Raw genomic sequence first — 13,064 nt, forward strand, 5'->3', positions numbered from 1 at the left:
TGCGGTTCATTTAACCCTCTCTTTTTTTTTATACTCGAACAGTTTTACTTGCCCCATCTTTTGAGTAGAGATTGATTAAACCTTCCTGGCAAGAACGAATCATATCTCCTGGCTTGACTTCTTGTGGGACAGTGATCGTGAGAAGTTCCATCGGATTTGGTGCGCGATCAATCTTCACTCCATCCTTATCATGCAAGTCTTGGATCTGACATTCAAAATGACGGAAGCCTGGTCCGTAGAATTCCACTTGGTCGCCTTCATTGATGACATTCCGTTGGCGAATTGTTGCAGTCATGGTAGATGGATCAAAGTCCACTACTTCCCCTACAAATTTGTATTGAGGAATCTTACGACGTGCCCCAAACAATTGTTCATTTTCAGTCGGTGTTTGGTAGTAGAATCCAGTTGCCAATTCACGTTGAGCAACCTTCCACAATTCATTGATCAAATCATCCTTGATGGCATAAAAGGCTTCTGGACTTTCCATATAGGCATCACAAGCAGCCTTGTAACAGTTGGCCACTGTTGAAACATAATGGACAGATTTCATCCGGCCTTCAATCTTCAAGCTATCAACTCCATTATCAATCATGTCTGGAATATTTTCGATCATACACATGTCCACGGCTGACATAGAGTATTCTTCTGGTACTTGCCCTTTGATACTCTTGCGTTCTTGGCCAAATGGCATGTCGTAGAGATCGTATTTCCAACGGCAAGATTGAGAACAGCCACCACGGTTGGCATCCCGGTCAGACATGTGGTTAGAAAGGGTACAACGTCCGGAATAGGAAATACACATCGCTCCATGAACGAAGGCCTCGATCTCAAGATCAGTACGCTTACGGATCTCTGCCAACTCTTCCATGGATACCTCGCGGGCCAAGACGACACGGGTCAAGCCATATTCTTTCCAGAAATGGAAGGTCTCCACATTGGTTGCAGAAGCTTGTGTAGACAAGTGGATATTGAGGCCAGGTGCATAGGTCGCACAGATTTCAATCAAGGCCGGGTCTGAGACGATCACGGCGTCAAGTCCCATATCTCGTAATTCACGGAACCACTCGCCAGCCCCTTGTTCATTTCCCTCATGGGTTACCATGTTTGAAGCAACGTGCACATCCACTCCACGGGCATGAGCATACTCAATACCTTCACGAAGCTCATCCATGGTGAAGTTTCCGGCACGGCTACGCAAACCATAGGCTTGTCCACCAACGAACACTGCATCTGCCCCATAATTAACGGCAACTTTTAATTTTTCTAATGTTCCAGCAGGTACCAAAACCTCTGGACGTTTTTTTGTATTTGTCATGTTTTCTCCAATTTACAAGATTGTCGATATGATGAATAGCCTCTTCGTTCCCTGAAAAAGGAAAACTCACAAACGAAGAAGCCCTAGTTTTTTTATTATTTTACACGATCTGGTTCATAATCATAGAAACCAGTATCCAAACCACGATTAGCTGGATGCAATTTGCGGATTTCTTCATCAAACAGATAGGCTTGATCCTGTGTAAATGTTCCTTTTTGAATCAAATCACGGGCCTTGACAAAGTACTCTGTAATCTTGACAAAGTTTTCACCCGGACAGTAGACACCATCGAGTTTCCAATGATCAAAGCCATGTTCAACCAACTCAGACAATTTGGTCATCATATTCAAGTCATTATTTGAGAAGATATGGGTTCCATGTTTGTCTTCGTAGACCGAATAATGAGAATTGGGATCTCCTGGCTCGGCCAAGAACAGATCCCGATCTTTGGTCACAGACTCTTCTGTCTTGATAAAGTTGTAATAATTCTGAAGAAGCGGTCGTTTCGAATGGTGAATAATGCTAGCGCCATAGACCAAGACTTCTGCAGGAATCTGAAGATTTTCAGCCATTACGAATAATTCGGCAGATGGAATCTCACGAGCCAAAACAGCCTCAGAAGCCCCGGCTTGTTTTCCCCAGAAATTGATCTGGCGGCTAGAAGTGACCATGGTAGAAGCATCGTAGATGGTTTTGAATGGATAGCCATCTCGTTTCAAGACATAAAAAACGCCCGCATCTCCGACAGTAATATAATCAGCCTGAATTTCCTTTAGAAAATCTAGGAAAGGCTTGATTGAATCCATCATCGATTGGTGCATCAGTGCATTTACAGCTACTGTCAATTCTTTGCCAGCAGCATGGACCAGTTGGGCAATTCGATTTATTTCGTCATAGCTTAAAGTTTGAGGCAATCGTAATCCGTAGTCTTTTTCACCGACATAGATTCGGTCAACCCCTGCATCAATCAGGGCTTGCGCTTGCTCAACACTCTCTGCTGTTGCTGTAATAATAATATTTTTCATAGAACCATTATAACAAAAATTCCGATATTCTAGAAAAATTTATTCATTTTGTAAAATTTGTAACATTTTTGTAACATTTATATACCTGAATTCATGATAGAATAATAGAGTACTGTTAGGAGAGAGAAAATGCCCGTAAGAAATTTAAGACACTATAATGAAGAATTCGATTATATCGAATTAACCAAACAAACCCAAGAAACCCCTATTCAGGACTATGCTCCTGAAGTTGAACCCGCACCTCAATTAAGTGAATTGCTATATTTTTTAAATATCGCTATTTTCTGTGTGTTGACGGTTGTATTTAGTTTTGTCTTTTTAGCAACAAAAATGAATACTTTCTTTGCGTTTGCTTTAGCGATTGGTTCTAGCTTTGCTAGTATTCAAGGGTTCCGAATTTACTACAATAAACGAAAAAAATAAAAATTAGGTTCGCCTGATTTTTTTATTTACTCGAATTTTTTTAATTGGAATAACAATTGGAAGACAAAACTTAACTGCCAATTGCCATCTTACCTTCCAAAAAAAAACAAGGCCCACTGATCCGGGTTTGAGAACGTAGACAAACAGTTCTTCAATTATAAATCCCTAAGTTGTCAAATTAAGTTAGACTTTTCATGTAACTCAGAAAAACTTGGTATGGTGTTTGATAATTCAAAGACTTCCTAGGAATTCTATAAGAATAAATACTTTTTATGAGTTAAAGTTATTCAATCATCTATCGAAACTTTTCGCCGTGAGAAAAGTGCCCGAAACATATTTGTTTCAGGCACTCGGGAGTTTTGAAACTTTAGGTTCAAAACTAAGTCATGGAACTTCTTTGAAGTTCGCTGACGTCCGTACTCACTTAAGGAAAGTTTCTAAGATGATTTTGTCTTCAATCTGAAATGAGGCTCTGTGAGCCTCATTTTTTATACTTCTTTTGTTTCTTCTTCAGCTGCTTCTTCAGAATCTTTTTCATCCAATTCTAAAACGATGTCTTCTGATTCTGTTTGTTTGCGAATGGATTGAACCAAGTCATTGCCACTTAGATTTTCTTTTTGAAGTTTATCCTTAAATGAGTGATAGACTTCTTGAGATTTTTCAACCACATCTTGCGTCTTTTCTTTGACAGACTCCAAAACAGTTCCTGTCGTAATTTCTCCAGAACCAACTTTTTCTTTGGTTTGTTGGATCACTTCTGCTGCTTGTTTTGAAACATCCTTAGCAGTTTGTTTCACCGATTCATGTACTTCTTGAGGATCTTCTTGATAATCTTTTACGAAGCGCACCACTTTTTTAGTGACTTTCTTTCCTTGCTCTGTTGATAAATAGTAGGCTGCTGAAGCACCTGAAATCACACCAATTAATAAACTAGATAAACGTCCCATATTCTTCCTCGATTCTATTTAAATAATTTTGAAGCCATCTTAATCGCTTTTAATCCGATAGAGGCTTTCACTGTTTTTCCACCAGCTGACACTGCTTTGGAACCTAATTGACGGGCTTGATCATTCAAATCTGAAACAGACTCTGAAAGATCCGCTACGGCTGTAAAGAGTGGGTCAATCGTTGCAACTTTTTGATTCAAATCATCCGTTAAAACATTGACTTTTGCCAATAGATCATTGGTCTGATGCAAGGTGACATTGACATCTGATGTCAAAACTTGGATGGTTTTTTGCGTCTCATCTACAACTTTTCCAATCTTTGAGAGGAAAAAAATCATATAAATGACAAGCGCTACTAAGGCAAGGCCTAAGAGGCCGTATGCAATTTCAATAAACATATATTACTCCTTTGCTTCTACATAATAAGGGGCTTTTTTGCGACGTTGGTAGATGATGATGGCGAGTCCAACTAGAATCAGGATCATCGACAACCACTGGGAAACACGTAAGCCCGCAAACATCAGGCTATCCGTCCTCATTCCTTCGATGATCATCCGACCAAAACCATACCAGATAAGGTAAAAGGCCGTGATCTCACCTTGCCTCAAAAATTGGGGCTTCCTCCGAAGAATCAAGATCAAGAGAAAACCTAGCAGATTCCAACTGGATTCATATAAGAACGTTGGCTGACGGTAACTACCATCTATATACATTTGATCTCGAATAAAAGAGGGCAGGTAGTTGAGACTTTTAACAGTAGCTCCATAAGCTTCCTGGTTAAAGAAGTTTCCCCAGCGACCAATACTCTGTGCAATCATGACGCTTGGGGCCGCAATATCTAAGAAATCAATTGGCTCAATCAAGCGTCTACGAGAGAATAGATAGAGGACAAGGGCACCTGTCAAGAGGCCACCATAAATCGCGATTCCTCCGTTCCAGATCGCAAAAATCTCACTAAGATGCTGGCTATAGTAACCCCATTCGAAAATAACGTAATAGAGTCTGGCCCCCACAATCGCAAGAGGAAAGGCAATCAAAATGAAATCAATGATATCATCTGGATCAATTTTCTTACGAGGTGCTTCTTTCATAGAAAGATAAACGGCTAGAATCAAGCCAGAGACAATACAAATTGCGTACCAACGAATACTGATCGGACCTAATTGAAGGGCTACTGGATTCATTCCTTCACCTCATTTTGACTAATCAACTGGGACAGACGTTCTTCAAAGGTTTTAGTGGCATCATAGCCCATTTCTTTGGCACGAACATTCATCGCCGCTGCTTCGATCACGACCGAAATGTTCCGACCAGTCTTCACAGGGATGCGAATCCGAGGAATGGTCACGCCACCGATTTCCAACTCTTCTGCATTATTACCAAGACGATCATAAACCTGATCCTTAGCATAATTTTCCAAGTAAACGGCGATTTGGACTTGTGAAGAATCCTTCACAGCACTCGCACCGTAGAGACTCATGACATCGATAATCCCGACACCACGGATCTCTAGTAAGTGGCGTAGTATTTCAGCTGGCTCTCCCCAAAGGGTCATCTCATCTCTCGCATAGATATCGACCCGGTCATCTGCTACAAGGCGGTGACCCCGCTTGACAAGTTCCAAACCTGTCTCGCTTTTTCCGATTCCGCTATCTCCTTGGATCAAGACACCCATCCCATAAATATCCATCAAGACACCGTGTACACTCGTACGTTCTGCTAGCCGACTATCCAAATAGCTAGAAAGCTCTCCAGATAAACGACTCGTTGCAACATTGCTCTTCAAAATGGCTAGTTGCTTCTCTTCAGCAGCTCGCAACATTTCTTCTGGAATTTCTAAATTCCGCGCGACAATGATGACAGGTGTCTCTGGCTGGAACATCTTGCGCAAGACCTGATGACGGTTGTGAGAGCTCATCTTCACCAGGTAGGACCATTCTTTCATTCCTACAAGCTGAATCCGCTCAGGTGTGTAATAGTCGAAATAGCCCGTCATTTCAAGACCTGGACGTGAAATGTCCGCAGTCGTAATTTCCTTGCTTAAGAGGCTATCATCCCCATAAACAACCGATAGACGAAGCTTTTCCTGTATATCGCGAACAGTAACTGCCATATCATTCTCCCTTTTCAAATTCTCTCTCTATTATAGCAGATTTTCTCTTCAGACGAGAGACTGAAGTGTCATTTGAAAGGTCCATTTTCAACTCCTTTTTAAGGCAAGTAAAAAGAGGCCAAGACAAAGGTCTCCAACCTCTAGGAAATGATGGGAACATATGAAGAATGCTCTAGCCTTGGCCTTGCAAAAAATCTTTAATCATAGATTTGATTCCGGTAGAGACCACATAGACCACCGCATTTGAAGGAAATGCGATCAAGCCAAGCATAAAAGCGTAAGGTCCTCCCCCCATTAAGGACAAAACCAGATACAAAATCGGAAGAAATAAAATCGAAAACCGATAAATTTGTGGCTTTCTAGCCATTTCTGTTGGAAGAAACAAGAGGTAGAAAAGACTATTCCAAATGCCCAGTGGAAAAAGGAGCATTCCGATCAAAACTGTTCCAACTCCTTCACCAAAAACACGATTTAAAATGAAAAACTGTCCTATAAAACTGAAGAAGAGATATAGAATAAAAGCAAGGGAATAAAACTTCTGCTTCACCCGGATCTCCTTTTAGAAAAATGGGCTATCATTCTGATCATGGATGGGTTCAGCCTCTTTTCTTCGACGAGGTCGAGGGCCATAGTCAAACATTTCCTGCTCCTCCTCGTCCTTATAAGGCAAGGTCGTATCTAACAGTAAATAGATAATCACACCGATAAAGGCATGAGAAACCGTGAAAAGAATAAACAAGAAGCGTAGGAGAGTTACACTAAGACCAAATTTATCAGCTAAGCCAGCTAGCACACCTGAAACCAGGCGATGTCGTTTTAATTTGTAAAATGATGATGTCATTTGATTTTCCTCTTTCTAGTTAGACCTATTTTAGCAGAGTCGAACTGGAAAGAGATCCGCCTAAAGACCGATTCTTACTCTTGTCTCATTTCAAGAAATTGCAGGCGGCTGCGACAACGACCGCAGGCATATTTCTTCAGATCGATTTTTCGCTTTCGTCTATACTCTTGGCCACAATGGGGACATTGATAGAGATAGATCCTCTTGACTCGCCCAGTTCTATCTGGTAGAGGTGGTGTGAAACGAAGACCGTCCACTTGCTGGAGGAGTTGCTTAAAGGCTAGATCTTTGTGGCGAAAGCCTTTACCTTGATCGTAAAGATGGTAATGGCAGAGCTCGTGGCGGACAATTTTGCGAAAGACCTCTAACCCAAAAGCTTGGTATATTTTCGGGTTGAAATCAAGGTGTCGATCCTTGGGAAAGAAACGACCCCCAGTGGTTTGAAGACGTGAATTCCACTCTGCTCGATGACGGAATTCTCTCCCAAAATCTTCTAGGGATACTTGGCGCACATACTCAGTCAGATTCATTCGGAGCTACCAAACTGAGATTAACTTTTTCGCGTTCCACATCAATCTTCTTCACCCAGACGGTTACCAAATCACCTACTGAGACGACCTGGCTTGGATGCTTGATAAACTGTTTGCTCATATGGGATATATGAATCAAGCCATCTTCGTGAATACCAATATCGACAAAGGCTCCAAAGTCAACCACATTGCGCACAACCCCTTCTAATTTTTGGCCTATATGGAGGTCTTTAATATCCAAGACATCCTGACGGAGTACGGGTGCATCAAAGGAATCCCGCAAATCGCGACCTGGTTTTAGGAGATCGGCAATGATATCTTTCAGGGTTTCTGGTCCCAGATCCAGCTGAGTAGACATCTCCTTTATGTTCACAGCTTTTAATTTTTCCTGAGCGGATGCATCGAGTTCGGTAATTTCAAGAAGTTGAAAAAGTTTTTCAACTTCCTTGTAACTTTCAGGGTGAACCCCGGTATTGTCCAAGATATTTTTACTTTCAGGAATGCGTAAGAATCCAGCAGCTTGCTCGAAAGCCTTGGCGCCGAGACGAGGGACTTTTTTAATCTGTGCTCGTGAAAGAATCATTCCTTCTTCTTCCCGGTATTTCACAATATTTTCAGAGATGGTTTTATTGAGTCCTGCTACATGGGCTAAGAGAGAGGGACTAGCCGTATTGATATTGACCCCAACTTGGTTGACGACAGTATCTACCACGAAATCCAAGCTTTCTGTCAGTTTTTTCTGATTGACATCGTGTTGGTATTGACCGACACCGATGGATTTGGCATCGATTTTCACCAATTCTGCTAGCGGATCTTGCAAGCGACGGGCAATGGAGATGGCCGATCGTTTTTCAACGGTTAGCTCTGGGAACTCATGACGGGCCAATTCACTAGCTGAGTAGACAGAGGCTCCGCTTTCATTGACAATAACATAGCGAACTCCTGGATGGTCATGAAGCAACTCTGCGACAAAGGCCTCACTTTCACGGCTAGCTGTTCCATTTCCAATTGCAATAATCTCTACGCCAAACTCCTTGATCAAGGAGGACAGATCCTTTTTAGCCTGCTCGATCTGAGCTGGTTTTGCAGGTGCAACTGGATAGATGACCTGGGTAGCGAGCATCTTTCCTGTCTCATCGACAACAGCTAGTTTAGCACCGGTCCGAAAGGCTGGGTCAAATCCAAGGACCACGCGCCCTTTTAATGGAGGAATGAGCAATAGATTCCGTAGATTCTCAGAGAACAATTGAATGGCCCCGTCTTCTGCCACCTCCGTCAACTCTGTCCGAATCCGACGTTCAATCGCAGGTACGATTTTTTTCTTAACCGCTTGTTGAATAACCTCATCCACATAGGCATTTTTGGTTTTAAAACGAGCCTCAAAAATACGAATGATCCGATCCAAATGGTGCTCGAATCCGACTTTGAGAACGCCCAATTTTTCCCCACGATTGAGAGCTAGAGTCCGGTAGCCTTGCATATTCTTGATCTTCTCAGAAAAATCATAGTAGATTTCAAATGTTCTCTTAGGATCTAAGCTTTCATCCTTCAAGGTTGACGTCATGAGGGAATGCCCATGAATTTCTTGATAGGTGAGGGCCCGTAATTGGGCATCCTCTGAAATAGCTTCTACCAAAATATCCACTGCACCAGCTAAAGCTGCGGTTTCAGTTGGGAAGGCCTCACAGGTAAATTTCTGAGCCTCTGCTTCCAAGTCTGGACTATTTTGCAAAATGAGACGCGCCAAGGGAAAAAGTCCTGCTTCTCGAGCAATCGTCGCCTTGGTCCGCCGTTTTTCCTTATAAGGGAGATAGAGTTCTTCGACATCCGCTAATTTTTCAGCAGCTTCAATAGCCTGCTTGAGCGCCTCTGTCAGTTTGCCTTGTTCCTCAATCTTAGCAAGGACGGTTTCTTTTCGTTCAGCCAGAGCCGTTAACGATTTGTCCCGGTCAATAATGGCCTTGATCGCTACTTCATCTAAATTTCCCGTTAGATCTTTTCGATAGCGAGCAATAAAGGGAATGGTTGAGCCTTCTGCTGTCAGACTCAATACGGTATCGATTTGTTTTAAGCTAACACCCAATTCTTGGGCTATTTTTTCATATTTATCCATAACTTCCATTATAGCATATTTTGCTGCCATCAAGGGGTGAGATCGCCTGTTCTGGTCTCTGTTTCAGGGATTTTTCATAGAATAATTTTGACCCTATGGATCCTTCCTTTTATGCTCCATTTCCCCCTTGCTCTTTCCTTTTTGTTATAATGAAAGAAAATAAAAAGGAGGCCCAACAATGGCTATTAAATTCTCAAAAACAGATGATCTTGATAAAATGTTTGAAAATTTTGCGAGTTTTCCGGATGTAGAAAAGAAAGTAGAATTTCCTGAAGAGAAAAAGAAGGCAGAAACTGCTACCACTAAAGAAGCAAAGAAGGTTAAGTAATGACATTCTTTCAACACCTTCCCTCTAGCGTCTTGCAGGCTGGGGCTATTTTTCTCTCGATTATTATCGAGGCCCTACCGTTTGTCCTAATCGGAAGTATCATTTCAGGGATTATTGAGGTCTATATCACCCCCGAGAGGGTCTACCGCTTTCTTCCCAAAAATAAATTTGGGCGGATCTTCTTTGGGACTTTTATCGGCTTTATCTTTCCTTCCTGTGAATGTGGAATTGTTCCCATTATCAATCGCTTTCTAGAAAAGAAAGTCCCAAGTTATACTGCTGTTCCCTTTCTGGTGACAGCACCGGTCATCAATCCCATCGTTCTCTTTGCGACCTACTCAGCCTTTGGGAATTCTGTTAAGATGGCCCTCTACCGCGCCCTTGGTTCCTTGCTTGTCGCAACAGTACTAGGGATCTTCCTTGGCTTTATTCAGACAGATTCGATCCAAAAAGAACATCGCAAACCTGTGCATGAACATGATTTTAGGGACTTGAGCAAAGGCCAAAAGCTCTTTCAAGTCTTGGTGCAAGCCATTGATGAATTCTTTGATACAGGACGTTACCTGGTATTTGGTTGTCTCTTTGCCAGCCTCGTCCAAGTCTATGTCCCAACACGGATCCTTACCTCGATCAGTGCGACACCGGTTATTGCTATTCTCCTCCTTATGGTCTTGTCCTTCCTCCTCTCACTTTGTAGCGAGGCGGACGCCTTTATCGGCTCTTCTCTTTTGAGTAGTTTTGGAGTAGCGCCTGTTCTTGCCTTTCTGGTGATTGGGCCTATGCTTGATGTCAAAAATCTCCTCATGATGAAAAATTATCTCAAAACCCGTTTTATCTGGCAATTTATCGGGATTGTGAGTGGAGTTGTGCTCCTTTATGCTTGGTTTGTGGGGGTAGTGCTATGATTCGTTTCTTGATATTAGCTGGCTATTTTGAGCTCACTATGTACCTGCAATTATCTGGTAAGCTCAATCAATACATCAACTTACACTATTCTTACTTGGCTTATATTTCCATGTTCTTGTCCTTTGTTTTAGCTCTTGTGCAGCTGATCATCTGGGTCAAGCAGATGAAGATCCACAGTCATCTCTCTGGCTTCTGGGCAAAAGTGGCGAGTATTTTCTTGCTCTGTATTCCTTTGTTTGTCGGGCTATTTTTCCCTACAGTGACACTAGATTCCCAAACAGTCTCTGCCAAAGGCTACCACTTCCCGGTTGCTGCTGGTTCTTCCAAGGAAATCCAGCAGGACGAAGGGACAACAACCCAGTATCTCAAACCAGATACTAGTAGCTATTTTACAAAGTCAGCCTATGAATCAGAAATGAAGCAGGCGGCAAAGAAATATGTTGATAAAAAAGTGATCCAGGTGACCACTGAGAATTACATGGAAGTCATGGAGGTTATTTATGATTATCCTGACCAATTTGCAGGAAAGACAATCGAGCTGACCGGCTTTGTATACAATGACCCCAATAACAAGGATAGCCAATTCCTCTTTCGCTTTGGGATCATCCACTGTATCGCAGATTCCGGAGTCTACGGTCTCTTAACGACGGGTGCTCCGCAGCATTTCGAAAACAACACTTGGATCCATGCGAAAGGAACCTTGTCCATTGAATACCACAAGCAGCTCAAACAAAGCTTGCCTGTCCTCCACATTAGCGATTGTAAGACCATTACAAAACCGGATAATCCTTATGTCTACCGCGTATTCTGATGGAGTCACCAAGTTTCTTCGGTGGTCGATCCAAACAGATTATAGCAGTTGAAGCTAGAATCCACATTGGTTCTAGCTTTTTCTATGCTTTCCTCTCAAATCCTCTAATCCAAGCGGAAAATATTCGGAACAACGATTCCATCAAAGAAATCTTGTAGATTTTATGGTAAAATATGGTTAATAAAATAGGAAATAGGTACTTAAATGTCTTCAAAAGTTATTGTAACCATTTTCGGAGCTAGCGGGGATTTGGCCAAGCGCAAACTATACCCGTCCCTTTTTAGGCTCTACAAATCAGGTAATCTATCTGAAAACTTTGCAGTGATCGGGACAGCCCGTAGACCCTGGAGCAAGGAATACTTTGAATCAGTCGTGGTAGAATCCATCACAGACCTGGCCGATAGCCCTCAACAAGCTCAAGAATTCGCTAGTCATTTCTACTACCAAAGCCACGATGTCAATGATACCGAACATTACATCGCCCTGTGCGAATTACAAAACAGCTTGGATGAAAAATACCAAACAGAACACAACAAGGTCTTCTTCTTGTCCATGGCTCCTCAATTTTTTGGAACCATTGCCAAACACCTCAAATCAGAAGGCATTGTGGATGGGCAAGGCTTTGAGCGCTTGATCGTTGAAAAACCTTTCGGTACAGACCTAGAAACGGCTAGTCAGCTCAACAAGGAATTGGAAGAAACCTTTGATGAAGAACAAATCTTCCGGATCGACCATTACCTTGGAAAAGAAATGATCCAAAATATCTTTGCTATTCGTTTTGGAAATCTTATTTTTGATAATCTTTGGAACCGAGATTTTATTGACAATATCCAAATTACCTTTGCTGAACGCTTGGGGGTTGAAGAACGCGGTGGCTACTATGATCACTCGGGGGCCCTTCGAGATATGGTGCAAAACCATACCCTTCAGCTTTTGTCTCTGCTTGCCATGGATAAACCAGCCACCTTTACTAAGGATGCGATTCGGGCAGAAAAAGTTAAAGTTTTTGAGCAATTGCACAATCCAACAGATGATGAGTTAAAGAAATTCTTTATCCGTGGTCAATACCATTCAGGTACGATCGAAGGGAAAAAAGATATCTCTTATCGCAGCGAGCCCAATGTCGACCCTGAGTCTACTACAGAGACCTATGCTTCTGGTGCATTCTTTGTTGATAGCGATCGCTTCCGTGGAGTTCCTTTCTTCTTCCGTACTGGAAAACGCTTGACTCAAAAAGGAACCATGGTCAATGTGGTCTTCAAGCAAACCGACTCCATCTTTGGACATAGTTTGCAACCAAATGTCTTGACCATTTATATCCAACCAAATGAAGGTTTCTCATTGAGCATCAACGGGAAAGAGGTCGGAGAAACATTCAGCATCGCACCGATTTCCTTTGATTACGAAACAGATGCGACTGCAACTGGAGCTTCCCCAGAGCCTTATGAAAAATTAATTTTTGACGTTTTGAACAATGACTCAACCAATTACAGCCACTGGCACGAAGTTCGTGCTTCATGGCAATTGATTGACCGGATTGAAAAACTATGGGCCGAAAATGGTGCACCGCTCTATGAATACAAGTCTGGATCCATGGGACCAACTGCATCCGATGATCTCCTTGCAGAATACGGAGCAGAATGGGTTTGGAAACCTGAACCTAAGAATTAAGGAAAGCCACCTTCGGGTGGTTTTTTTGATAGCGCAAGGAA

General features: G+C 42.3%; 15 protein-coding genes. 5 read left to right on the top strand and 10 right to left on the bottom strand.

Annotated elements, in window-relative coordinates:
* Positions 1-28: 28 nt before the first annotated feature.
* Entirely contained in the window at positions 29-1,315 is a 1,287-nt protein-coding gene (locus tag TZ97_RS05615) for a peptidase U32 family protein (protein ID WP_003002878.1), read from the bottom strand.
* Positions 1,316-1,410: 95 nt separating this feature from the next.
* A complete protein-coding gene (locus TZ97_RS05620) occupies positions 1,411-2,340 on the bottom strand; it encodes a peptidase U32 family protein (RefSeq protein WP_045759685.1) in 930 nt (309 codons plus the stop codon).
* Between the two features lie 129 nt (positions 2,341-2,469).
* On the opposite strand from TZ97_RS05620, the gene TZ97_RS05625 reads away from it, so the two are divergent.
* Positions 2,470-2,763, top strand: a complete 294-nt coding sequence (locus TZ97_RS05625) for a DUF3270 family protein (protein WP_045759686.1) — start codon at positions 2,470-2,472, stop codon at positions 2,761-2,763.
* Positions 2,764-3,251: 488 nt separating this feature from the next.
* Here TZ97_RS05625 and TZ97_RS05630 read toward each other — a convergent pair whose 3' ends face one another.
* The 8 genes from TZ97_RS05630 to TZ97_RS05670 form a co-directional block, all read right to left on the bottom strand.
* Positions 3,252-3,710 (bottom strand): YtxH domain-containing protein, encoded by a 459-nt coding sequence (locus tag TZ97_RS05630; RefSeq protein WP_023918695.1) that lies wholly within the window; start codon positions 3,708-3,710, stop codon positions 3,252-3,254.
* 14 nt (positions 3,711-3,724) lie between these two features.
* A complete protein-coding gene (locus tag TZ97_RS05635; protein ID WP_031573975.1) occupies positions 3,725-4,108 on the bottom strand; it encodes a DUF948 domain-containing protein in 384 nt (127 codons plus the stop codon).
* Positions 4,109-4,111: 3 nt separating this feature from the next.
* Entirely contained in the window at positions 4,112-4,894 is a 783-nt protein-coding gene (gene lgt / locus TZ97_RS05640) for a prolipoprotein diacylglyceryl transferase (RefSeq protein WP_045759687.1), read from the bottom strand.
* Positions 4,891-5,823 carry an HPr(Ser) kinase/phosphatase gene (gene hprK / locus TZ97_RS05645; RefSeq protein WP_003008114.1) on the bottom strand — a complete coding sequence of 311 codons (933 nt, stop codon included), beginning with the start codon at positions 5,821-5,823 and terminating at the stop codon, positions 4,891-4,893. Before hprK ends, lgt begins: the two co-directional genes overlap by 4 nt.
* 172 nt (positions 5,824-5,995) lie before the next feature.
* Positions 5,996-6,370 (bottom strand): hypothetical protein, encoded by a 375-nt coding sequence (locus TZ97_RS05655; RefSeq protein WP_024054620.1) that lies wholly within the window; start codon positions 6,368-6,370, stop codon positions 5,996-5,998.
* Positions 6,371-6,382: 12 nt separating this feature from the next.
* A complete protein-coding gene (locus TZ97_RS05660; protein ID WP_003005023.1) occupies positions 6,383-6,664 on the bottom strand; it encodes a PspC domain-containing protein in 282 nt (93 codons plus the stop codon).
* Positions 6,665-6,738: 74 nt separating this feature from the next.
* Positions 6,739-7,194, bottom strand: coding sequence for a SprT family protein (locus TZ97_RS05665; RefSeq protein WP_024054621.1), 456 nt, complete (start codon positions 7,192-7,194; stop codon positions 6,739-6,741).
* On the bottom strand, positions 7,181-9,337 hold the full coding sequence (locus TZ97_RS05670) for a Tex family protein (protein ID WP_398578134.1): 2,157 nt from the start codon (positions 9,335-9,337) through the stop codon (positions 7,181-7,183). Before TZ97_RS05670 ends, TZ97_RS05665 begins: the two co-directional genes overlap by 14 nt.
* Before the next feature lie 148 nt (positions 9,338-9,485).
* On the opposite strand from TZ97_RS05670, the gene TZ97_RS10825 reads away from it, so the two are divergent.
* The 4 genes from TZ97_RS10825 to zwf all read left to right on the top strand — a co-directional run bounded on the left by TZ97_RS10825 (position 9,486) and on the right by zwf (position 13,023).
* Entirely contained in the window at positions 9,486-9,635 is a 150-nt protein-coding gene (locus tag TZ97_RS10825) for an SPJ_0845 family protein (protein ID WP_023918704.1), read from the top strand.
* On the top strand, positions 9,635-10,540 hold the full coding sequence (locus TZ97_RS05675) for a permease (RefSeq protein WP_045759689.1): 906 nt from the start codon (positions 9,635-9,637) through the stop codon (positions 10,538-10,540). Before TZ97_RS10825 ends, TZ97_RS05675 begins: the two co-directional genes overlap by 1 nt.
* Complete coding sequence (locus TZ97_RS05680; protein WP_045759690.1) at positions 10,537-11,352, top strand: TIGR03943 family putative permease subunit; 816 nt, start codon at positions 10,537-10,539, stop codon at positions 11,350-11,352. The genes TZ97_RS05675 and TZ97_RS05680 overlap by 4 nt, the downstream gene beginning before the upstream one ends.
* A 204-nt stretch (positions 11,353-11,556) precedes the next feature.
* Positions 11,557-13,023, top strand: a complete 1,467-nt coding sequence (gene zwf / locus TZ97_RS05685; RefSeq protein WP_045759691.1) for a glucose-6-phosphate dehydrogenase — start codon at positions 11,557-11,559, stop codon at positions 13,021-13,023.
* Positions 13,024-13,064 lie beyond the last annotated feature (41 nt).

This window comes from Streptococcus parasanguinis, assembly GCF_000963275.1.
GTDB classification, from domain to species: Bacteria; Bacillota; Bacilli; order Lactobacillales; family Streptococcaceae; genus Streptococcus; species Streptococcus parasanguinis_B.

What these genes read in the sequence shown, in the direction of transcription:
- TZ97_RS05680 (WP_045759690.1), top strand. Translation starts at nt 10,537, where the DNA reads ATGATTCGTTTCTTGATATTAGCTGGCTATTTTGAGCTCACTATGTAC.
- TZ97_RS05635 (WP_031573975.1), bottom strand. Translation starts at nt 4,108, where the DNA reads ATGTTTATTGAAATTGCATACGGCCTCTTAGGCCTTGCCTTAGTAGCG.
- TZ97_RS05675 (WP_045759689.1), top strand. Translation starts at nt 9,635, where the DNA reads ATGACATTCTTTCAACACCTTCCCTCTAGCGTCTTGCAGGCTGGGGCT.
- zwf (WP_045759691.1), top strand. Translation starts at nt 11,557, where the DNA reads ATGTCTTCAAAAGTTATTGTAACCATTTTCGGAGCTAGCGGGGATTTG.
- lgt (WP_045759687.1), bottom strand. Translation starts at nt 4,894, where the DNA reads ATGAATCCAGTAGCCCTTCAATTAGGTCCGATCAGTATTCGTTGGTAC.
- hprK (WP_003008114.1), bottom strand. Translation starts at nt 5,823, where the DNA reads ATGGCAGTTACTGTTCGCGATATACAGGAAAAGCTTCGTCTATCGGTT.
- TZ97_RS05620 (WP_045759685.1), bottom strand. Translation starts at nt 2,340, where the DNA reads ATGAAAAATATTATTATTACAGCAACAGCAGAGAGTGTTGAGCAAGCG.
- TZ97_RS05630 (WP_023918695.1), bottom strand. Translation starts at nt 3,710, where the DNA reads ATGGGACGTTTATCTAGTTTATTAATTGGTGTGATTTCAGGTGCTTCA.
- TZ97_RS05670 (WP_398578134.1), bottom strand. Translation starts at nt 9,337, where the DNA reads ATGGCAGCAAAATATGCTATAATGGAAGTTATGGATAAATATGAAAAA.
- TZ97_RS10825 (WP_023918704.1), top strand. Translation starts at nt 9,486, where the DNA reads ATGGCTATTAAATTCTCAAAAACAGATGATCTTGATAAAATGTTTGAA.
- TZ97_RS05660 (WP_003005023.1), bottom strand. Translation starts at nt 6,664, where the DNA reads ATGACATCATCATTTTACAAATTAAAACGACATCGCCTGGTTTCAGGT.
- TZ97_RS05665 (WP_024054621.1), bottom strand. Translation starts at nt 7,194, where the DNA reads ATGAATCTGACTGAGTATGTGCGCCAAGTATCCCTAGAAGATTTTGGG.
- TZ97_RS05615 (WP_003002878.1), bottom strand. Translation starts at nt 1,315, where the DNA reads ATGACAAATACAAAAAAACGTCCAGAGGTTTTGGTACCTGCTGGAACA.
- TZ97_RS05625 (WP_045759686.1), top strand. Translation starts at nt 2,470, where the DNA reads ATGCCCGTAAGAAATTTAAGACACTATAATGAAGAATTCGATTATATC.